Below are 14,223 nucleotides of genomic sequence, written 5' to 3'. Positions count from 1 at the left end.
CTGGGCCGCCCTTGTTAGCCCAGCCCGACGGCCGCGCCTAGGCTCTTTCCTGAAGCCCGCGCGCCTTTACAATCTTTTCATAGGCCACATTAATCGCCGCGAGCTTGTCGCTGGCGATGGAAACCAGTTCCTCCGGTACGCCGCGGGCGATCAGCGTGTCAGGGTGGTTTTCCCGGACAAGGCGGCGATAGGCCTTTTTCAGGTCTTCGTTGGAGATATCCGGCGTGATGCCGAGAACCAGAAAGGGATCGAGGCATTTTGTACCGAGATGGCTCGCACGAATACGCGCGAACTCGACCTCGGAAAAGCCGAAAATCTCTGCCACGGCACGGAGATATTCGATTTCGGCGGGGTGGACATAATTGTCCGCCTTGGCGATGTGAAAGAGCGCGTCGAGCACGTCTTCCAGCGTGCCGGGCTTGTCGCGGTAGACCCGAGCGATCTGGCCTGCATAGGCCTCGAAGCCGGCGACATCCTGCTGGGCGATCCGGTAGAGGCGATTGACGTTGCCGCGCTCGGAAGGCGGCACATGCAGCACCTGATCGAAGGCGCGAATCTCGTCTTCCGTCACCTCTCCATCGGCCATGGCCATCTTGGCGGAAAGGGCAATAAGGGCGACTGTGAACACGACCTCGTCGTCGCCCAGCGCGCGGTCGATGACAAAATGGCCCGCCACGGCGCCGAGAAGCGCGCCCAACGGCCCGCCAACCGCCAAACCGACGCCGGCACCCGCGATTTTTCCCCAAATGGACATAGAAAGAGTTTAGGACGAAAACGCAGCGTCCGCACCGGACATTTCCGCAGGACGCTTTGAATAAATCGTGATGAGAGGGCCGATGCGCCGCCGCGCTTCCTTGCCTACAATCGCGCGCGAACATACCCCGCCCGTTAAACCGAAGACCCCTATTCGCCATGACAGAACGCTGGGATTTCTGGATCGACCGCGGCGGCACCTTCACCGACATCGTGGCGAGGACGCCACAGGGCAAGCTCGTCGCCAGGAAGCTCCTCTCCGAGAATCCCGAACGCTATGAGGACGCGGCGCTTGCCGGGATCGGCGAGCTTCTGGGCATGAGCCCCGGCACGCCCCTGCCCACGCATCGCATCGGCGCGGTCAAGATGGGAACGACGGTCGCCACCAATGCCCTGCTCGAGCGCAAGGGCGAGCGCGTTCTCTTTCTGACCACGCTCGGTTTTGCCGATGCCCTGCGCATCGGCTACCAGAACCGCCCCCACCTCTTCCGCCTCAGGATCGAAAAGCCCGAAATGCTTTTCGAACGTTCAGCGGAAATCGCCGAAAGGCTTACCGCTCAGGGCGAAGTTCTGATGCCGCTCGACGAGGAAGCGACGCGGCGGGCGCTTGGCGAGGCTTATGCGGCAGGCATCCGCGCCGTCGCCATCTGCTTCATGCATGGCTATCGCTATCCCGCGCACGAGGCCCGCGCCGCCGAGATCGCGCGGCAGATCGGCTTCACACAAATATCGGCGAGCCATCATGTGAGCCCGCTGATGAAGTTCGTCTCACGCGGCGACACCACCGTGGTCGACGCTTATCTCTCGCCGATCCTTCGGCGCTATGTAGACCGCGTCGCGTCGGCGCTCAGCGGAGGCGACGAAGCGGCGCGGCTCTTCTTCATGCGTTCCTCTGGCGGTCTCACCGAAGCAAGACTCTTCGAAGGAAAGGACGCGATCCTTTCCGGCCCGGCAGGGGGTGTCGTCGGCGCGGTCGAGACAAGCCGTCTCGCGGGGCTCAATCGCATCATCGGCTTCGACATGGGTGGCACCTCTACCGACGTCTGCCACTATGACGGCGAATTCGAACGAAGCTTCGAAACGGAAGTCGCGGGCGTGCGCATGCGCGCGCCGATGATGCAGATCCACACCGTAGCCGCAGGCGGCGGATCAATCCTCCATTGGGAGGGCGCCCGACTCCGCGTCGGGCCGGATTCCGCGGGCGCAAATCCGGGTCCCGCCTCCTACCGGCGCGGCGGGCCGCTGACGGTGACCGATGCGAATGTCATGGTCGGCAAACTGATGCCCGACTTTTTCCCCCATGTCTTCGGCCCACGGGCGGACCAGCCGCTCGACGCCGCTGCCGTCCGCACCCGCTTCGCGGACGCCGCCGCCGAGATCGGCAAGACGCCTGAGGAAACGGCGGACGGCTTCATCCGCATCGCCGTCGAGAACATGGCGCAGGCAATCAAGAAAATTTCTGTGCAGCGCGGACATGACGTGACGGATTATGCGCTCACCTGTTTCGGCGGCGCGGGCGGGCAGCATGCCTGCCTCGTTGCCGATGCGCTCGGCATGACCCGCGTTTTCTTCCATCCTTTTTCGGGCGTGCTTTCCGCCTATGGCATGGGCCTCGCGGACATTCGCGCGAACCGGGAACGGGCCGTCGAAGCTGTGCTCGATGCCAGTTCGCTCGCCGCGCTCGACGCGACAATCGCAGAACTCTCCGCCGCAACACATGCCGAGATTGCGAGCCAAGGCATTGCCGCCACGCGCATTGCGCTCTTCCCGCGCCTTCATCTGCGCTACGCGGGAACCGACACGGCGCTGATCGTCGATCACGCGGCGCTGGAGCCGCTTCGCAATGCCTTCGAAGCTGCGCATCGCAAGCGCTTCGGTTTCATCGCGGAGGCAAAGCCCGTCGTCATTGAGGCTGTGTCCGTCGAAGCTGTCGGCAAGGACGCCGAAGTGTCGGAGGATTTGCGCGTCGGCCTGCGCGAGGGTGGCGTGGCGACACCCGCCCGCACGACACGCTTCTTCAGCGAAGGCGCATGGCGCGAAGCGCCCGTATATCTGCGCGAAGCGCTGTCGCCCCGCGACGACATCGCCGGCCCCGCCATCATCATCGAGCCGCATCAGACAATCGTGGTCGAGTCCGGCTGGCACGCGGAAGTAACCAAGCTCGACCATGTTCTGCTCACGCGACACGAGGCGAAAGCGCGGGCGCACGCCATCGGCACACACGCCGATCCCGTCATGCTGGAGATATTCAACAATCTCTTCATGTCGATTGCCGAACAGATGGGCTTCACACTCGAAAAGACCGCCTATTCCGTCAACATCAAGGAACGGTTGGATTTCTCCTGCGCCGTTTTCGACCGCGCGGGCGGTCTCGTCGCCAACGCCCCGCATATGCCTGTGCATCTGGGCTCAATGGGTGCGAGCGTGCGCGCGGTAATCGAGCAAAACCCGGACATGGGCCCCGGCGACGTCTTCGTGCTCAACGCGCCTTACAATGGCGGCACACATCTACCCGATGTAACGGTAGTCACGCCCGTCTATGACAAGGTGGGGGGCGAGCGGCTATTCTATGTCGCGGCGCGCGGACACCACGCCGATATTGGCGGCATCTCGCCCGGCTCCATGCCTGCTCATTCAAGAACCGTCGAGGAAGAAGGCGTCCTCATCGACAATTTCCGGCTGGTCGAACGCGGACGCTTTCGCGAAGCCGAAATGCGCGCGCTGCTTTCTTTAGGCGCATACCCTGCCCGCAACCCGGACCAAAACATCGCCGACCTTCGCGCGCAGATCGCCGCCTGCGAAAAGGGCTCGCAAGAACTGCGAAAGATGGTCGCGCAATTCAGTCTTGCCGTCGTCGAGGCCTATATGGGCCATGTGCAGGACAATGCCGAGGAAAGCGTACGCCGTGTCATCGGCAGACTGAAAGATGCGCGCTTCGAGCAGAAGATGGATGACGGTTCCATCATCAAAGTAGCGGTCACGACCGACCGCGCGGCGCGCTCTGCGAAGATCGACTTCACCGACACCAATCCGACGCTTGCGAGCAATCTCAACGCACCATCCTCCGTCGCCCGCGCCGCCGTGCTCTATGTCTTCCGCTGCATGGTGGATGACGACATTCCGCTCAACGAAGGCTGCCTGAAGCCACTCAAAATCGTGATCCCCGAGGGCACAATGCTTTCACCCCGCTATCCGGCGGCTGTCGTCGGCGGCAATGTCGAGACGAGTCAGGCGGTGACGGACGCCCTCTTCGGCGCATTCGGCGTCATGGCCTCGGCGCAGGGTACGATGAACAATCTCACCTTCGGCAATGCGCAGTACCAATATTACGAAACGATTTGCGGCGGCGCAGGCGCGGGGCCGGAATTTGATGGCGCATCTGCCGTGCACACACATATGACAAATTCGCGGCTCACCGATCCCGAAGTGCTGGAATGGCGTTTCCCCGTTCTGCTCGAAGACTTCTCGATCCGGCGCGGTTCGGGCGGCGCGGGACGCCACAGAGGCGGCGACGGCGCGACGCGGCGCATTCGCTTCCGCGAGAAGATGACGGCGTCGATCCTCTCTACACATCGCATCGTTCCACCCTTCGGTCTTGCCGGCGGTGAACACGCGGCGCTCGGCGAGAACGCAATTCGTCGCGCCGACGGACACGAGGAAATTCTCGAAGGCTCAGCTCAGGCCGAACTCGAAGCAGGCGACGCCATCATCATAAGGACGCCAGGCGGCGGCGGATTTGGCTCTGCGAAACCGTGAAATGTCACGCGCTTGAGTCGAACGTCGCGGGAATTCTGCCGCAGACGCGAAATGGCGCATGGCATGCCGGGCACAGTGGCCACGACAGGGGCCGAATCCTGCCCTTTCTGACCCATGCAATGAAGTCACAATGTTGCGGCGACGACGCAACAATAAACAGGCTTGCGTCACCTCGCGACTTGCGCAAACTCTCGCCTCACGCCCGTTGCGCATCAACCACTCTCGGGAGGCCAAGATGACCTTTTCCACGAAAGTCGGTTACGCCATTACCGGTCTCGCATTCCTTTTTGTCGGCGCGGTCACCTTCGGCGTGTTCTGACGCCGGGCTTCAGGCCGCCGCCTCGTCCGCTCCCGGCGTGTAGTTAAGGATCGGCGCGAGCCAGCGTTCGCATTCGGCCAGCATCATGCCCTTGCGCGCGGCATAATCTTTCACCTGATCGCGCTCGATACGACCGACGCCGAAATATTCAGATTGCGGATGGCTGAAATAGAGGCCGCTCACGGCAGCTCCCGGCCACATGGCATAGCTCTCGGTGAGCTTGATGCCCGCCGCCTTTTCCGCATCGAGAAGATTGAAGAGCGTCGCCTTCTCGGTATGGTCGGGCTGGGCCGGGTATCCCGGCGCAGGCCGGATGCCCTGATATTTCTCGGCGATCATTTCCTCGTTCGAAAGTTGCTCGTCCGCCGCATAGCCCCAGAACTCGCGGCGCACGCGGGCGTGGAGATGCTCGGCAAAGGCTTCGGCAAGACGGTCCGCCAGTGCCTTGGAAAGGATCGCCTTGTAGTCGTCGTTCTTGTCCTCGAAGCGCTTGGCAACCGCGTCCTCGCCATGGCCCGAGGTTACAGCGAAACCACCGATATAGTCGGCGATACCGGTCTCCTTGGGCGCAATGAAATCGGCAAGCGCCATGTTGGCGCGGTCTGACGTGCCCCGCGCCATCTGCTGGCGCAGCGAATGGAGAACCGTGAGGCGCTCCTTGCGGCTGTCGTCGGTGTAGAGCTCGATATCATCGGTGCCGATCTGGTTCGCGGGCCAGAAGCCGATAACGGCCGACGCCTTCAGCCATTTCTCGCTGACCATCAGGGCAAGCATTTCCTGAGCGTCGTCGAACAGCGCTTGCGCTGCCTCGCCCATCTTGTCGTCCTTGAGGATCTGCGGGTAATGACCTGCGAGTTCCCATGTGGCGAAGAAGGGCGTCCAGTCGATGAAAGGCACCAGTTTTTCGAGCGGATAATCTTCCAGTACCCTGGTGCCGAGGAAACTCGGCTTCACCGGCTTGTAGCCCACCCAATCGATCTTGAGCTTGTGCGCACGCGCCGCTTCGAGCGTCTGGCGATCGCGCGAGCTGCGCGCGCTCGCATGGGCTGCCGCCATCTTCGCATATTCGTCACGGACATCGGCGATATATTTGTCTTTCGACGTCTCGGACATCAGGTTCGAGACGACGCCCACGGCACGGCTCGCATCCGTCACATAGATCGCCTGGCCGCGTTTGTAGTTCGGATGCACTTTCACGGCGGTATGAATGCGGCTCGTGGTCGCGCCGCCGATCATCAACGGAATGTCGAAGCCCTCGCGCTCCATCTCCGCAGCGACATGGCACATCTCATCAAGGCTCGGTGTGATGAGGCCGGAAAGACCTATCACATCGACCTTTTCCGCGCGGGCGACTTCGAGGATCTTCTGCGCAGGCACCATGACGCCGAGGTCGATCACCTCGAAATTGTTGCACTGGAGAACGACGCCGACGATGTTCTTGCCGATGTCGTGCACGTCGCCCTTCACCGTCGCCATGAGTATCTTGGCTGCGGCCTCCCTCTGCGTTGCGCCGGTGAGGCGCTTCTCCTCTTCCATGAAGGGCATCAGATAGGCGACAGCCTGCTTCATCACGCGGGCCGACTTCACGACCTGCGGCAGGAACATCTTGCCCGAGCCGAAGAGATCGCCGACAACATTCATGCCGTCCATCAGCGGCCCTTCGATAACGTCGAGCGGACGCGTTGCTTCCTTGCGTGCGGCCTCGGTATCTTCCTCGATAAAGGCGTTGATACCCTTCACCAATGCATGGGTCAGGCGTTCCTTCACGGGCAGCTCGCGCCAAGAGAGGTCTTCTTCTTTCTTCTTGCCCGCCTCGCCCTTATAGCGTTCGGCGATTTCAAGCAGGCGCTCCGTCGCATCGGCACGGCGATTGAGGATCACATCCTCGACGCGGGTGCGCAGCTCAGGCTCGATCTCGTCATAGATCGCAAGCTGGCCGGCATTGACGATGCCCATGTCCATGCCCGCCTGAATGGCGTGGTAGAGAAAAACGGAATGCATCGCCTCCCGCACGGGCTCGTTGCCGCGGAACGAGAAGGAGATGTTCGAGACGCCGCCCGAGACATGGGCATAAGGCAGGCATTGCTTGATGCGCTTCGTCGCCTCGATGAATTCGATGCCGTAGTTATTGTGCTCCTCAATGCCGGTCGCGACGGCGAATATATTTGGATCGAAGATGATGTCTTCCGGCGGGAAGCCAACCTTGTCGACCAGCAGATTGTAGGACCGCTCACAGATCGCGAATTTGCGTTCCGCCGTGTCGGCCTGCCCATCCTCGTCGAAAGCCATGACGACGGTCGCTGCGCCATAGCGACGAATCTTGCGGGCATGTTCGAGGAAGGCGTCCTCGCCTTCCTTGAGGCTGATCGAATTCACGATCGCCTTGCCCTGCACACATTTGAGGCCTGCCTCGATAATCGACCATTTCGATGAGTCGATCATGACCGGCACGCGGGCAATGTCCGGCTCGGCGGCGATCAGGTTGAGAAAAGTGACCATGGCCTGCTCGCTGTCGAGCATGCCCTCATCCATGTTGATGTCGATGATCTGGGCGCCATTGTCGACCTGCTGGCGGGCGACGACCAGCGCCTCGTCGAAGCGGCCTTCGACGATCAGTTTTTTGAACTTCGCCGATCCGGTGACGTTGGTCCGTTCGCCGACATTGATGAAACTGGCAGAGGCGTTGGTCATTTCACTTCTTTTCTAAGCGGGCTTACGGCGCGGTGAAGGCTTCGAGACCGGAGAGGCGCAGATGCGGCTCGACGACGGGGGGAGTGCGCGGCTTCACGCCCTTCACCGCCTCGGCAATGGCGTGAATATGCGCAGGCGTCGTGCCACAACAGCCGCCGACAATATTGACGAGACCTGACGTCGCGAACTCGCCGACGAGATGCGACATGTGCTCGGGGCTTTCGTCATATTCACCCATCTCGTTTGGCAGGCCGGCATTCGGATGCGCGCTGACGCGCACATCGGACACACGCGACAACGTGTCGATATGGGCGCGCATTTCCTTCGCGCCCAACGCGCAGTTAAGGCCGATGGAAAGCGGCTTCACATGGGAAACCGAATTCCAGAAGGCCTCCGGCGTCTGGCCCGAAAGAAGGCGGCCCGACATGTCGGTGATCGTACCGGAAATCATCACAGGCAATTCGAAGCCAACCTCCTCGAACACTTCCTCAACCGCGAAGAGCGCCGCCTTGGCGTTCAGCGTGTCGAAGATCGTTTCAACGAGGATCGTGTCCGCGCCACCTTCGATGAGACCGCGCGTCGCCTCCTTATAGGCGTCGCGAAGCTGATCGAAGCTGACATTGCGGAAGCCCGGGTCGCTGACCTTGGGCGAGATCGAGGCTGTGCGGTTCGTGGGCCCCAACACGCCCGCGACATAGCAGACACGGCCCGACGCTTCACCCTCCGCGATGGTGGCGGCCTCACGGGCAATGCGGGCACTCTCGACATTCATCTCATAGGCGAGCGCCTCGAGATGATAGTCGGCCTGCGCGATGCTAGTGGCGCTGAAGGTGTTGGTCTCGGCAAAGTCTGCGCCCGCCCGGTAATATGCAAGATGGATGTCGCGAAGAATGTCGGGACGGACGATCGAGATGAGCTCATTGTCGCCCTTGAGGTCCACCGGGTGATCCTTGAAGCGCTCGCCGCGGAAGTCGGCTTCCGTCAGCTTGTAGCCCTGGATCATCGTGCCCATCGCGCCGTCGAGCACGAGCACACGCTCCGTGATCTCGCGCTTCAATCGGGCAATGCGTTCTTCTCTGGTCATGTCGGCGGTCCTTTCTTTCACGCGACCGGAGCCGCCACGCGCTCGGGCCGTAGCCCGATCACATGACAGATCGCGAAGGTGAGATCGGCCTGGTTCAGCGTGTAAAAATGAAAGCGGTCAAAGCCGTAGGCGCGCAGGCGGTTCACCTGCTCTGCCGCGACATAGGCCGCGATGAGCTTGCGCGTCTCAAGATCGTCGTCGAGACCAATATAATAGTCATCGAGCCATTTCGGAATGCTGGCGCCGCACCGCTCCGCCATGCGCTTCGTGCCCCTGAAGTTGGTCGTCGGCATGATGCCGGGGATGACCGGCACGTCGATGCCCGCCTTCCTTACAGCTTCGAGAAAACGCGCATGACGCTCTGTATCGAAGGCGAATTGCGTAATGGCGCGCGTCGCGCCCGCATCGACCTTCCGCCGGAGAAGCTCGATATCAGCCTCGAAGGAGGGCGACTCCGGATGTCCTTCCGGATAGGCACTGACGCTGACCTGGAAGTCGGCAATCTTCCTGATGCCCGCGACGAGCTCCGGCGTCGATTGATAGCCTTCCGGATGCGGGCGGTAGGTCGCGCCAAGCTCCGGCATATCGCCGCGCAACGCCACGATATGGCGCACGCCCGCCTCCCAATAGGAGCGGATGACCTCATTCACCTCGTCGCGGCTCGCGCCGACGCAGGTGAGATGCGCCGCGGGCGCCAGCGTCGTCTCCTGAACGATGCGCTTCACCGTCGCATGTGTGCGCTCGCGCGTGGAGCCGCCCGCACCATAGGTAACGGACACGAATTCCGGGCGCAGCGGTTCGAGGCGGCGGATCGCGCGCCACAGGTTCTCTTCCATCTCTGGCGTCCGGGGCGGAAAGAATTCGAAGGAGACGCTGGTCCGCGCCGCCTCTGCTTTAGTGTCCTGCCCGCTCATGCCTTTACCCCCGCCAATTGACTGCCCGTCGCGTTACGCCTCTGCGCCGCGCCGGCTTTGAGCTTGTCGGCCGCATAGATCACGACCGTGAGTTTCGCTTCGTCGCCGCCTTCGGGCGGCAGTTCGCGTACTTCCTTCACTTCAAGGCCCGCTTGTACGAGCCAGCCACGAACCTCTTCCTCGGTGAAGCCGAGGCGGCGATGCGCCTGCTCCTCGCGCAGAAAATCGAGCTCATGGGGCGCAAAATCCGCAATCAGCAAACGGCCGCCGGGCTTCAGCACACGCGCCGCCTCGGCAACCGCTGCCGCCGGCTCGTCGAGATAATGAAGCACCTGATGCAACGTCACCAGATCAGCCGTCTCATCCTGAAGCGGCAGATCGTAGAGATCGCCCTGCCGCACCGAACAATGGTCGGCGCCAGCCTGCTCAAGATGCGTGCGGGCAAGGCCGAGCATTTCGGGGCTGAGGTCTATGCCAATGCCGGTTTCGGCATTGGCGCCGATCAGTTCGAGAATGCGCCCCGTGCCGGTACCCAGGTCGACCAGCGTTCCGGTCCTGCGGCCTGCGGCGAGATCGAGAAGCGCCTCCTCGACCTTTGCCTCCGGCACATGGAGAGAGCGGATGCGGTTCCACTGCTCGGCATTGGCGCTGAAGAAGGCCGCCGCCCGCTCCGCCCGAAGAGCGCGCACAGCCTCAAGCCGCTCCAGATCCCGCGCAACGGTCGGATCGCCTGCCGGCACAAGGCCAGTGAGGAGCGTCGCGAGCCGCGCGCCCTGCCCATCATGGGCCCGGCGATAGAAGACCCAGCTTCCCTCACGGAAGCGGTCCAACAGGCCTGCCTCGCACATCAGCTTCAGGTGCCGGCTGACCCGTGGCTGGCTCTGGCGGAGGATCTGTGTGAGCTCAGTGACGGTGAGCTCGCTCTTGGCCAGGATGGCGAGCAGACGCAGCCGGGTAGGCTCCCCCGCCGCTCTCAGTCCTGTCAGAAGCTCTTCCATACAACGCCACCATCGGTGAATTTGGAGTCTATATAAACATATCTTTATGTGTTCTCAACTCCGAATTCACATCTTTCCACAGCAGCATTTCAGCAACACCTGCGAGCGTTCAATGCAGTAGTCTCGGGGGCTTAGCTGGTTAACGAAGATTCACTTTGATAATTAAAATGACACATGAGAATGTCTGCCTATGCCGCACACCTGAGGCGACGGCGTTCATGAGGTGTTAAGCGGTATGCTTAATATTTTAACCGGACATTGGAACCAGGCTGCGGCGGTAGCTATTTAACCCGAGCCTGCAAAGCGCCTTGGCGCCGGGACTTCAAGCCCGGTGAATGCAGGGCCTGTGCAGACAAGCGGGACGCTCGAAGCGAAATTGAGATGTGGGGATAAGATGACGGTAGTCGCAAGGATTGCGAACGCAGGCGCCAAGACGGCATGTATCGTGTTGGCCGTCGCACTCGCGGGTTGCGCAACGCGTCCCGACGCCTCGAATCCGGCAGCCGTGAAGGCCTTTGAAGAAACCAACGACCCGATCGAGCCGTTGAACCGCTACTTCTTCGAGCTCAATCGCTTCCTCGACATCATCATCCTCAAGCCGGTGGCGACCTGGTATCAGGGCGTCGTGCCCGACCCGGCACGCAACAGCGTCCGCCACTTCATGGACAATCTGGACTCGCCGGTCATCCTCGCCAACGACTCGCTTCAGGGTGAGTGGGGCCGTGCCGGCGTGACCGCCTCGCGCTTCGGCATCAACACCACCATCGGCGTTCTCGGCCTCTTCGACCCCGCGACCGGGATGGGCTATCCGCAACATGACGAAGACTTCGGCCAGACACTTGCAACCTGGGACACGCCGGAAGGCCCCTACCTCTTCCTGCCGATCCTTGGGCCCAAGCCGCCCCGCGACCTGGCCGGCTATGCTGTCGACCAGTTCTTCGACCCGCTCACCTATATCTACTGGAACGGTCCGTACACGGTACCCGTCGCGCGCTTCGTCGTGAATGGCGTCGATATTCGCTCGCGCAACCTGAAGACGCTTGATCAGATCGAACGCACGTCCGTCGATTATTACGCCACCGTGCGCAGCCTCTATCGCCAGATGCGCGTGAACGAGATTGCCAACGGCAATGTGTCGAGCGAAAAGCTTCCCGATATCGAAAACCTAAATTTCGACACAAACGAACCGCAGGCTGTTGCTCCTACGAAATAGGAGCGACGCCCCGCGTTCGGTGTCAAAGCCGACGCAAAAATTGAGCTTCGCGTTTTCGTCTGCAGGAGATCAGGCCATGAGCCGCCTTAACTTCATGCGATCCGCATTCGCGCCGGTCGCGTTCTGTGTTGCCCTTCTTGCCTCGACCGTCGGATCGCTTCCGGCGCAAGCTGCAAATGCCGATCCCGCCGCCGAGGCATGGGTGTCGAATGTTTCGCAGCAGGCCATCAAGATCATCAGCGACAAGAGCCTCGACCGCACCGGCCGGGAAGCCCAGTTCGCTGCCCTGCTCGGCACCAATGCCGACATGCAGCGCATCGCCGCCTTCTGCCTCGGCCAGTTCCTGCGCACGCCGACGCCCGACCAGAAGAACGAATACATCAAGCTCTTCGACAATTTCGTGGTGAAGGTCTATGTGACCCGCCTCTCGGACTATCATGACGAAAAGCTCGTCATTACCGGTTCGCAGCTGAAGGGCGACACGCAGGCGCTGGTGCAGAGCCAGATCAACTTCACCAATGGCCGCGAGCCGGTGAAAGTCACCTGGTGGTTGCTGAAGAAAGATGGCGGCTACAAGCTGTTCGACGTCAATGTCGTCGGCGTCTGGCTTGCCCAGGAGCAGCGCTCCGCGTTCACCTCCGTTATCAACAATCACGGCGGCGACTTCACTGCCCTTCTCGATCACCTGAAGCAGCAGATCGCCGATGCCGAGAACGGCAAGCTTCCGACGACGGCGGCAACCACGGCACAGTAAGCGGCGGCCAAACGGTTCAAAGAAAAACGGCGCGGGAAGAAATTCCCGCGCCGTTTTTCTTTGTGGAAGCCGAATGCATCAGCGACTGAAACGCTTGTATTTGATCCGGTGCGGGATTTCCGCCTGCGGCCCGAGGCGACGCTTCTTGTCTTCCTCGTATTCTTGATAATTGCCCTCGAACCATTCGACATGGCTGTCGCCCTCGAAGGCAAGCATATGCGTGGCGATGCGATCGAGAAACCAGCGATCATGGCTGATGACGATGGCGCAGCCGGCGAAGGCGACCAGCGCGTCTTCGAGTGCGCGCAGCGTATCGACGTCGAGATCGTTAGTCGGTTCGTCGAGGAGAAGAAGGTTCGCGCCCGACTTCAGCATCTTGGCAAGATGAACGCGGTTGCGCTCGCCGCCCGAGAGAACGCCGACCTTCTTCTGCTGGTCGCTGCCCTTGAAGTTGAAGGCGCCGACATAGGCGCGGCTTGGCATGGTGATCTTGCCGAGTTCGATGATGTCGGTGCCACCGGAGATTTCTTCCCAGACATTCTTGTTCGGGTCGAGCGAGTCGCGGCTCTGGTCGACATAGCCCATGACGACGGTATCGCCGACCTTGAGCGTGCCACTATCAGGTTTGTCCTGGCCCGTAAGCATGCGGAACAGCGTCGTCTTGCCGGCGCCGTTCGGGCCGATGACGCCGACAATGCCGCCCGGCGGAAGCTGGAAGGACAGATCGTCGATGAGGAGCCTGTCGCCGAAGGCCTTGGAAAGATGGTCGGCCTCGACCACGACGCCACCGAGACGGGGGCCCGCAGGAATAACGATCTGTGCCTTGCCATCCTGCTGGCGGCCTGCTTCGGCGAGCAGGTCGTCATAGGCGCGAATACGCGCCTTGCTCTTGGCCTGACGCGCCTTGGGGCTCTGCCGGATCCATTCGAGTTCGCGGGCCAGCGTACGCTGCGTCGCCTCTTCCTGACGGCCTTCCTGTTCGAGCCGCTTCTGCTTCTGCTCCAGCCACGAGGAATAATTGCCCTCATAGGGGATGCCCGAACCGCGATCGAGTTCGAGAATCCAGCCGGTCACATTGTCGAGGAAGTAGCGATCATGGGTGACGAGGACGACCGTGCCGTTATAGGCCTTCAGATAGCTCTGGAGCCAGGAGACCGATTCCGCATCGAGATGGTTGGTCGGCTCGTCGAGCAGCAGAAGATCGGGACCTTCGAGCAGCAGCTTGCAGAGCGCCACACGGCGCTTCTCACCGCCCGAGAGCTTGGAGACATCGGCGTCGCCTTCCGGGCAGCGCAGCGCGTCCATGGCCATTTCGACCTGGCTGTCGAGATCCCAGAGGTTCTGCGCGTCGATGATGTCCTGAAGCTTCGACATCTCGTCGGCCGTCTCGTCGGAATAGTTGACGGCGATCTCGTTATAGCGGTCGAGCAACGCCTTCTTTTCCTTAACGCCGTCCATGACGTTGCCCAACACGTCTTTGGCGGGATCGAGCTGCGGCTCCTGCGCAAGATAGCCGACGCGCGCGCTCTCGGCCGCCCAGGCCTCACCGGTAAAGTCCTTGTCGACGCCCGCCATGATGCGGAGCAGCGTCGATTTACCGGCGCCGTTAAGACCGACAACGCCGATCTTGACGCCCGGAAGAAAGGACAGACGAATGTCTTTCAGGACCTGCTTTCCGCCCGGATAGGTCTTGGATAGGCGGTCCATGACATAGACATATTGATAGGAAGCCATGCGTCGT

The 14,223-nt window shown here is 61.5% G+C and carries 9 protein-coding genes; 3 read left to right on the top strand and 6 right to left on the bottom strand.

Annotated features, from left to right (window positions below; translation table 11 throughout):
- Positions 1 to 37: 37 nt before the first annotated feature.
- Entirely contained in the window at positions 38 to 754 is a 717-nt protein-coding gene (locus F2P47_RS14895; RefSeq protein ID WP_152217175.1) for a TerB family tellurite resistance protein, read from the bottom strand.
- 158 nt (positions 755 to 912) lie between these two features.
- Here F2P47_RS14895 and F2P47_RS14890 point away from each other — a divergent pair, with 158 nt between their 5' ends.
- Positions 913 to 4,509 carry a hydantoinase B/oxoprolinase family protein gene (locus tag F2P47_RS14890; protein WP_152217174.1) on the top strand — a complete coding sequence of 1,199 codons (3,597 nt, stop codon included), beginning with the start codon at positions 913 to 915 and terminating at the stop codon, positions 4,507 to 4,509.
- A 328-nt stretch (positions 4,510 to 4,837) separates the two neighbouring features.
- On the opposite strand, the gene metH is transcribed toward F2P47_RS14890, so the two are convergent.
- The 4 genes from metH to F2P47_RS14870 are packed head-to-tail and all read right to left on the bottom strand — an operon-like array spanning position 4,838 to position 10,515.
- Positions 4,838 to 7,519, bottom strand: coding sequence for a methionine synthase (metH, locus tag F2P47_RS14885; protein WP_152217173.1), 2,682 nt, complete (start codon positions 7,517 to 7,519; stop codon positions 4,838 to 4,840).
- 22 nt (positions 7,520 to 7,541) lie between these two features.
- Positions 7,542 to 8,603 carry a homocysteine S-methyltransferase family protein gene (locus tag F2P47_RS18155; RefSeq protein ID WP_152217172.1) on the bottom strand — a complete coding sequence of 354 codons (1,062 nt, stop codon included), beginning with the start codon at positions 8,601 to 8,603 and terminating at the stop codon, positions 7,542 to 7,544.
- Positions 8,604 to 8,620: 17 nt separating this feature from the next.
- Positions 8,621 to 9,517 (bottom strand): methylenetetrahydrofolate reductase [NAD(P)H], encoded by an 897-nt coding sequence (metF, locus tag F2P47_RS14875; protein WP_152217171.1) that lies wholly within the window; start codon positions 9,515 to 9,517, stop codon positions 8,621 to 8,623.
- A complete protein-coding gene (locus F2P47_RS14870; protein WP_152217170.1) occupies positions 9,514 to 10,515 on the bottom strand; it encodes an ArsR/SmtB family transcription factor in 1,002 nt (333 codons plus the stop codon). Before F2P47_RS14870 ends, metF begins: the two co-directional genes overlap by 4 nt.
- 394 nt (positions 10,516 to 10,909) lie before the next feature.
- On the opposite strand from F2P47_RS14870, the gene F2P47_RS14865 reads away from it, so the two are divergent.
- Both F2P47_RS14865 and F2P47_RS14860 read left to right on the top strand, forming a co-directional pair.
- Positions 10,910 to 11,728, top strand: coding sequence for an MlaA family lipoprotein (locus tag F2P47_RS14865; protein WP_152217169.1), 819 nt, complete (start codon positions 10,910 to 10,912; stop codon positions 11,726 to 11,728).
- Positions 11,729 to 11,804: 76 nt separating this feature from the next.
- Positions 11,805 to 12,482: an MlaC/ttg2D family ABC transporter substrate-binding protein gene (locus F2P47_RS14860; RefSeq protein WP_152217168.1), complete on the top strand. Its 678-nt coding sequence runs from the start codon at positions 11,805 to 11,807 to the stop codon at positions 12,480 to 12,482.
- A gap of 78 nt (positions 12,483 to 12,560) precedes the next feature.
- On the opposite strand, the gene ettA is transcribed toward F2P47_RS14860, so the two are convergent.
- Positions 12,561 to 14,216: an energy-dependent translational throttle protein EttA gene (gene ettA / locus F2P47_RS14855; RefSeq protein ID WP_152217167.1), complete on the bottom strand. Its 1,656-nt coding sequence runs from the start codon at positions 14,214 to 14,216 to the stop codon at positions 12,561 to 12,563.
- Positions 14,217 to 14,223: the final 7 nt, after the last annotated feature.

Source organism: Parvibaculum sedimenti, assembly GCF_009184905.1.
GTDB lineage: Bacteria > Pseudomonadota > Alphaproteobacteria > Parvibaculales > Parvibaculaceae > Parvibaculum > Parvibaculum sedimenti.
The sequence above is the reverse complement of the archived record's forward strand: the minus strand, read 5'-3'. Positions and strand labels throughout refer to the sequence as shown.

Coding starts and splice junctions, on each gene's coding strand:
- metH (WP_152217173.1), bottom strand. CDS start 7,519: ATGACCAACGCCTCTGCCAGTTTCATCAATGTCGGCGAACGGACCAAC.
- F2P47_RS14890 (WP_152217174.1), top strand. CDS start 913: ATGACAGAACGCTGGGATTTCTGGATCGACCGCGGCGGCACCTTCACC.
- F2P47_RS14860 (WP_152217168.1), top strand. CDS start 11,805: ATGAGCCGCCTTAACTTCATGCGATCCGCATTCGCGCCGGTCGCGTTC.
- ettA (WP_152217167.1), bottom strand. CDS start 14,216: ATGGCTTCCTATCAATATGTCTATGTCATGGACCGCCTATCCAAGACC.
- F2P47_RS14895 (WP_152217175.1), bottom strand. CDS start 754: ATGTCCATTTGGGGAAAAATCGCGGGTGCCGGCGTCGGTTTGGCGGTT.
- metF (WP_152217171.1), bottom strand. CDS start 9,517: ATGAGCGGGCAGGACACTAAAGCAGAGGCGGCGCGGACCAGCGTCTCC.
- F2P47_RS14870 (WP_152217170.1), bottom strand. CDS start 10,515: ATGGAAGAGCTTCTGACAGGACTGAGAGCGGCGGGGGAGCCTACCCGG.
- F2P47_RS14865 (WP_152217169.1), top strand. CDS start 10,910: ATGACGGTAGTCGCAAGGATTGCGAACGCAGGCGCCAAGACGGCATGT.
- F2P47_RS18155 (WP_152217172.1), bottom strand. CDS start 8,603: ATGACCAGAGAAGAACGCATTGCCCGATTGAAGCGCGAGATCACGGAG.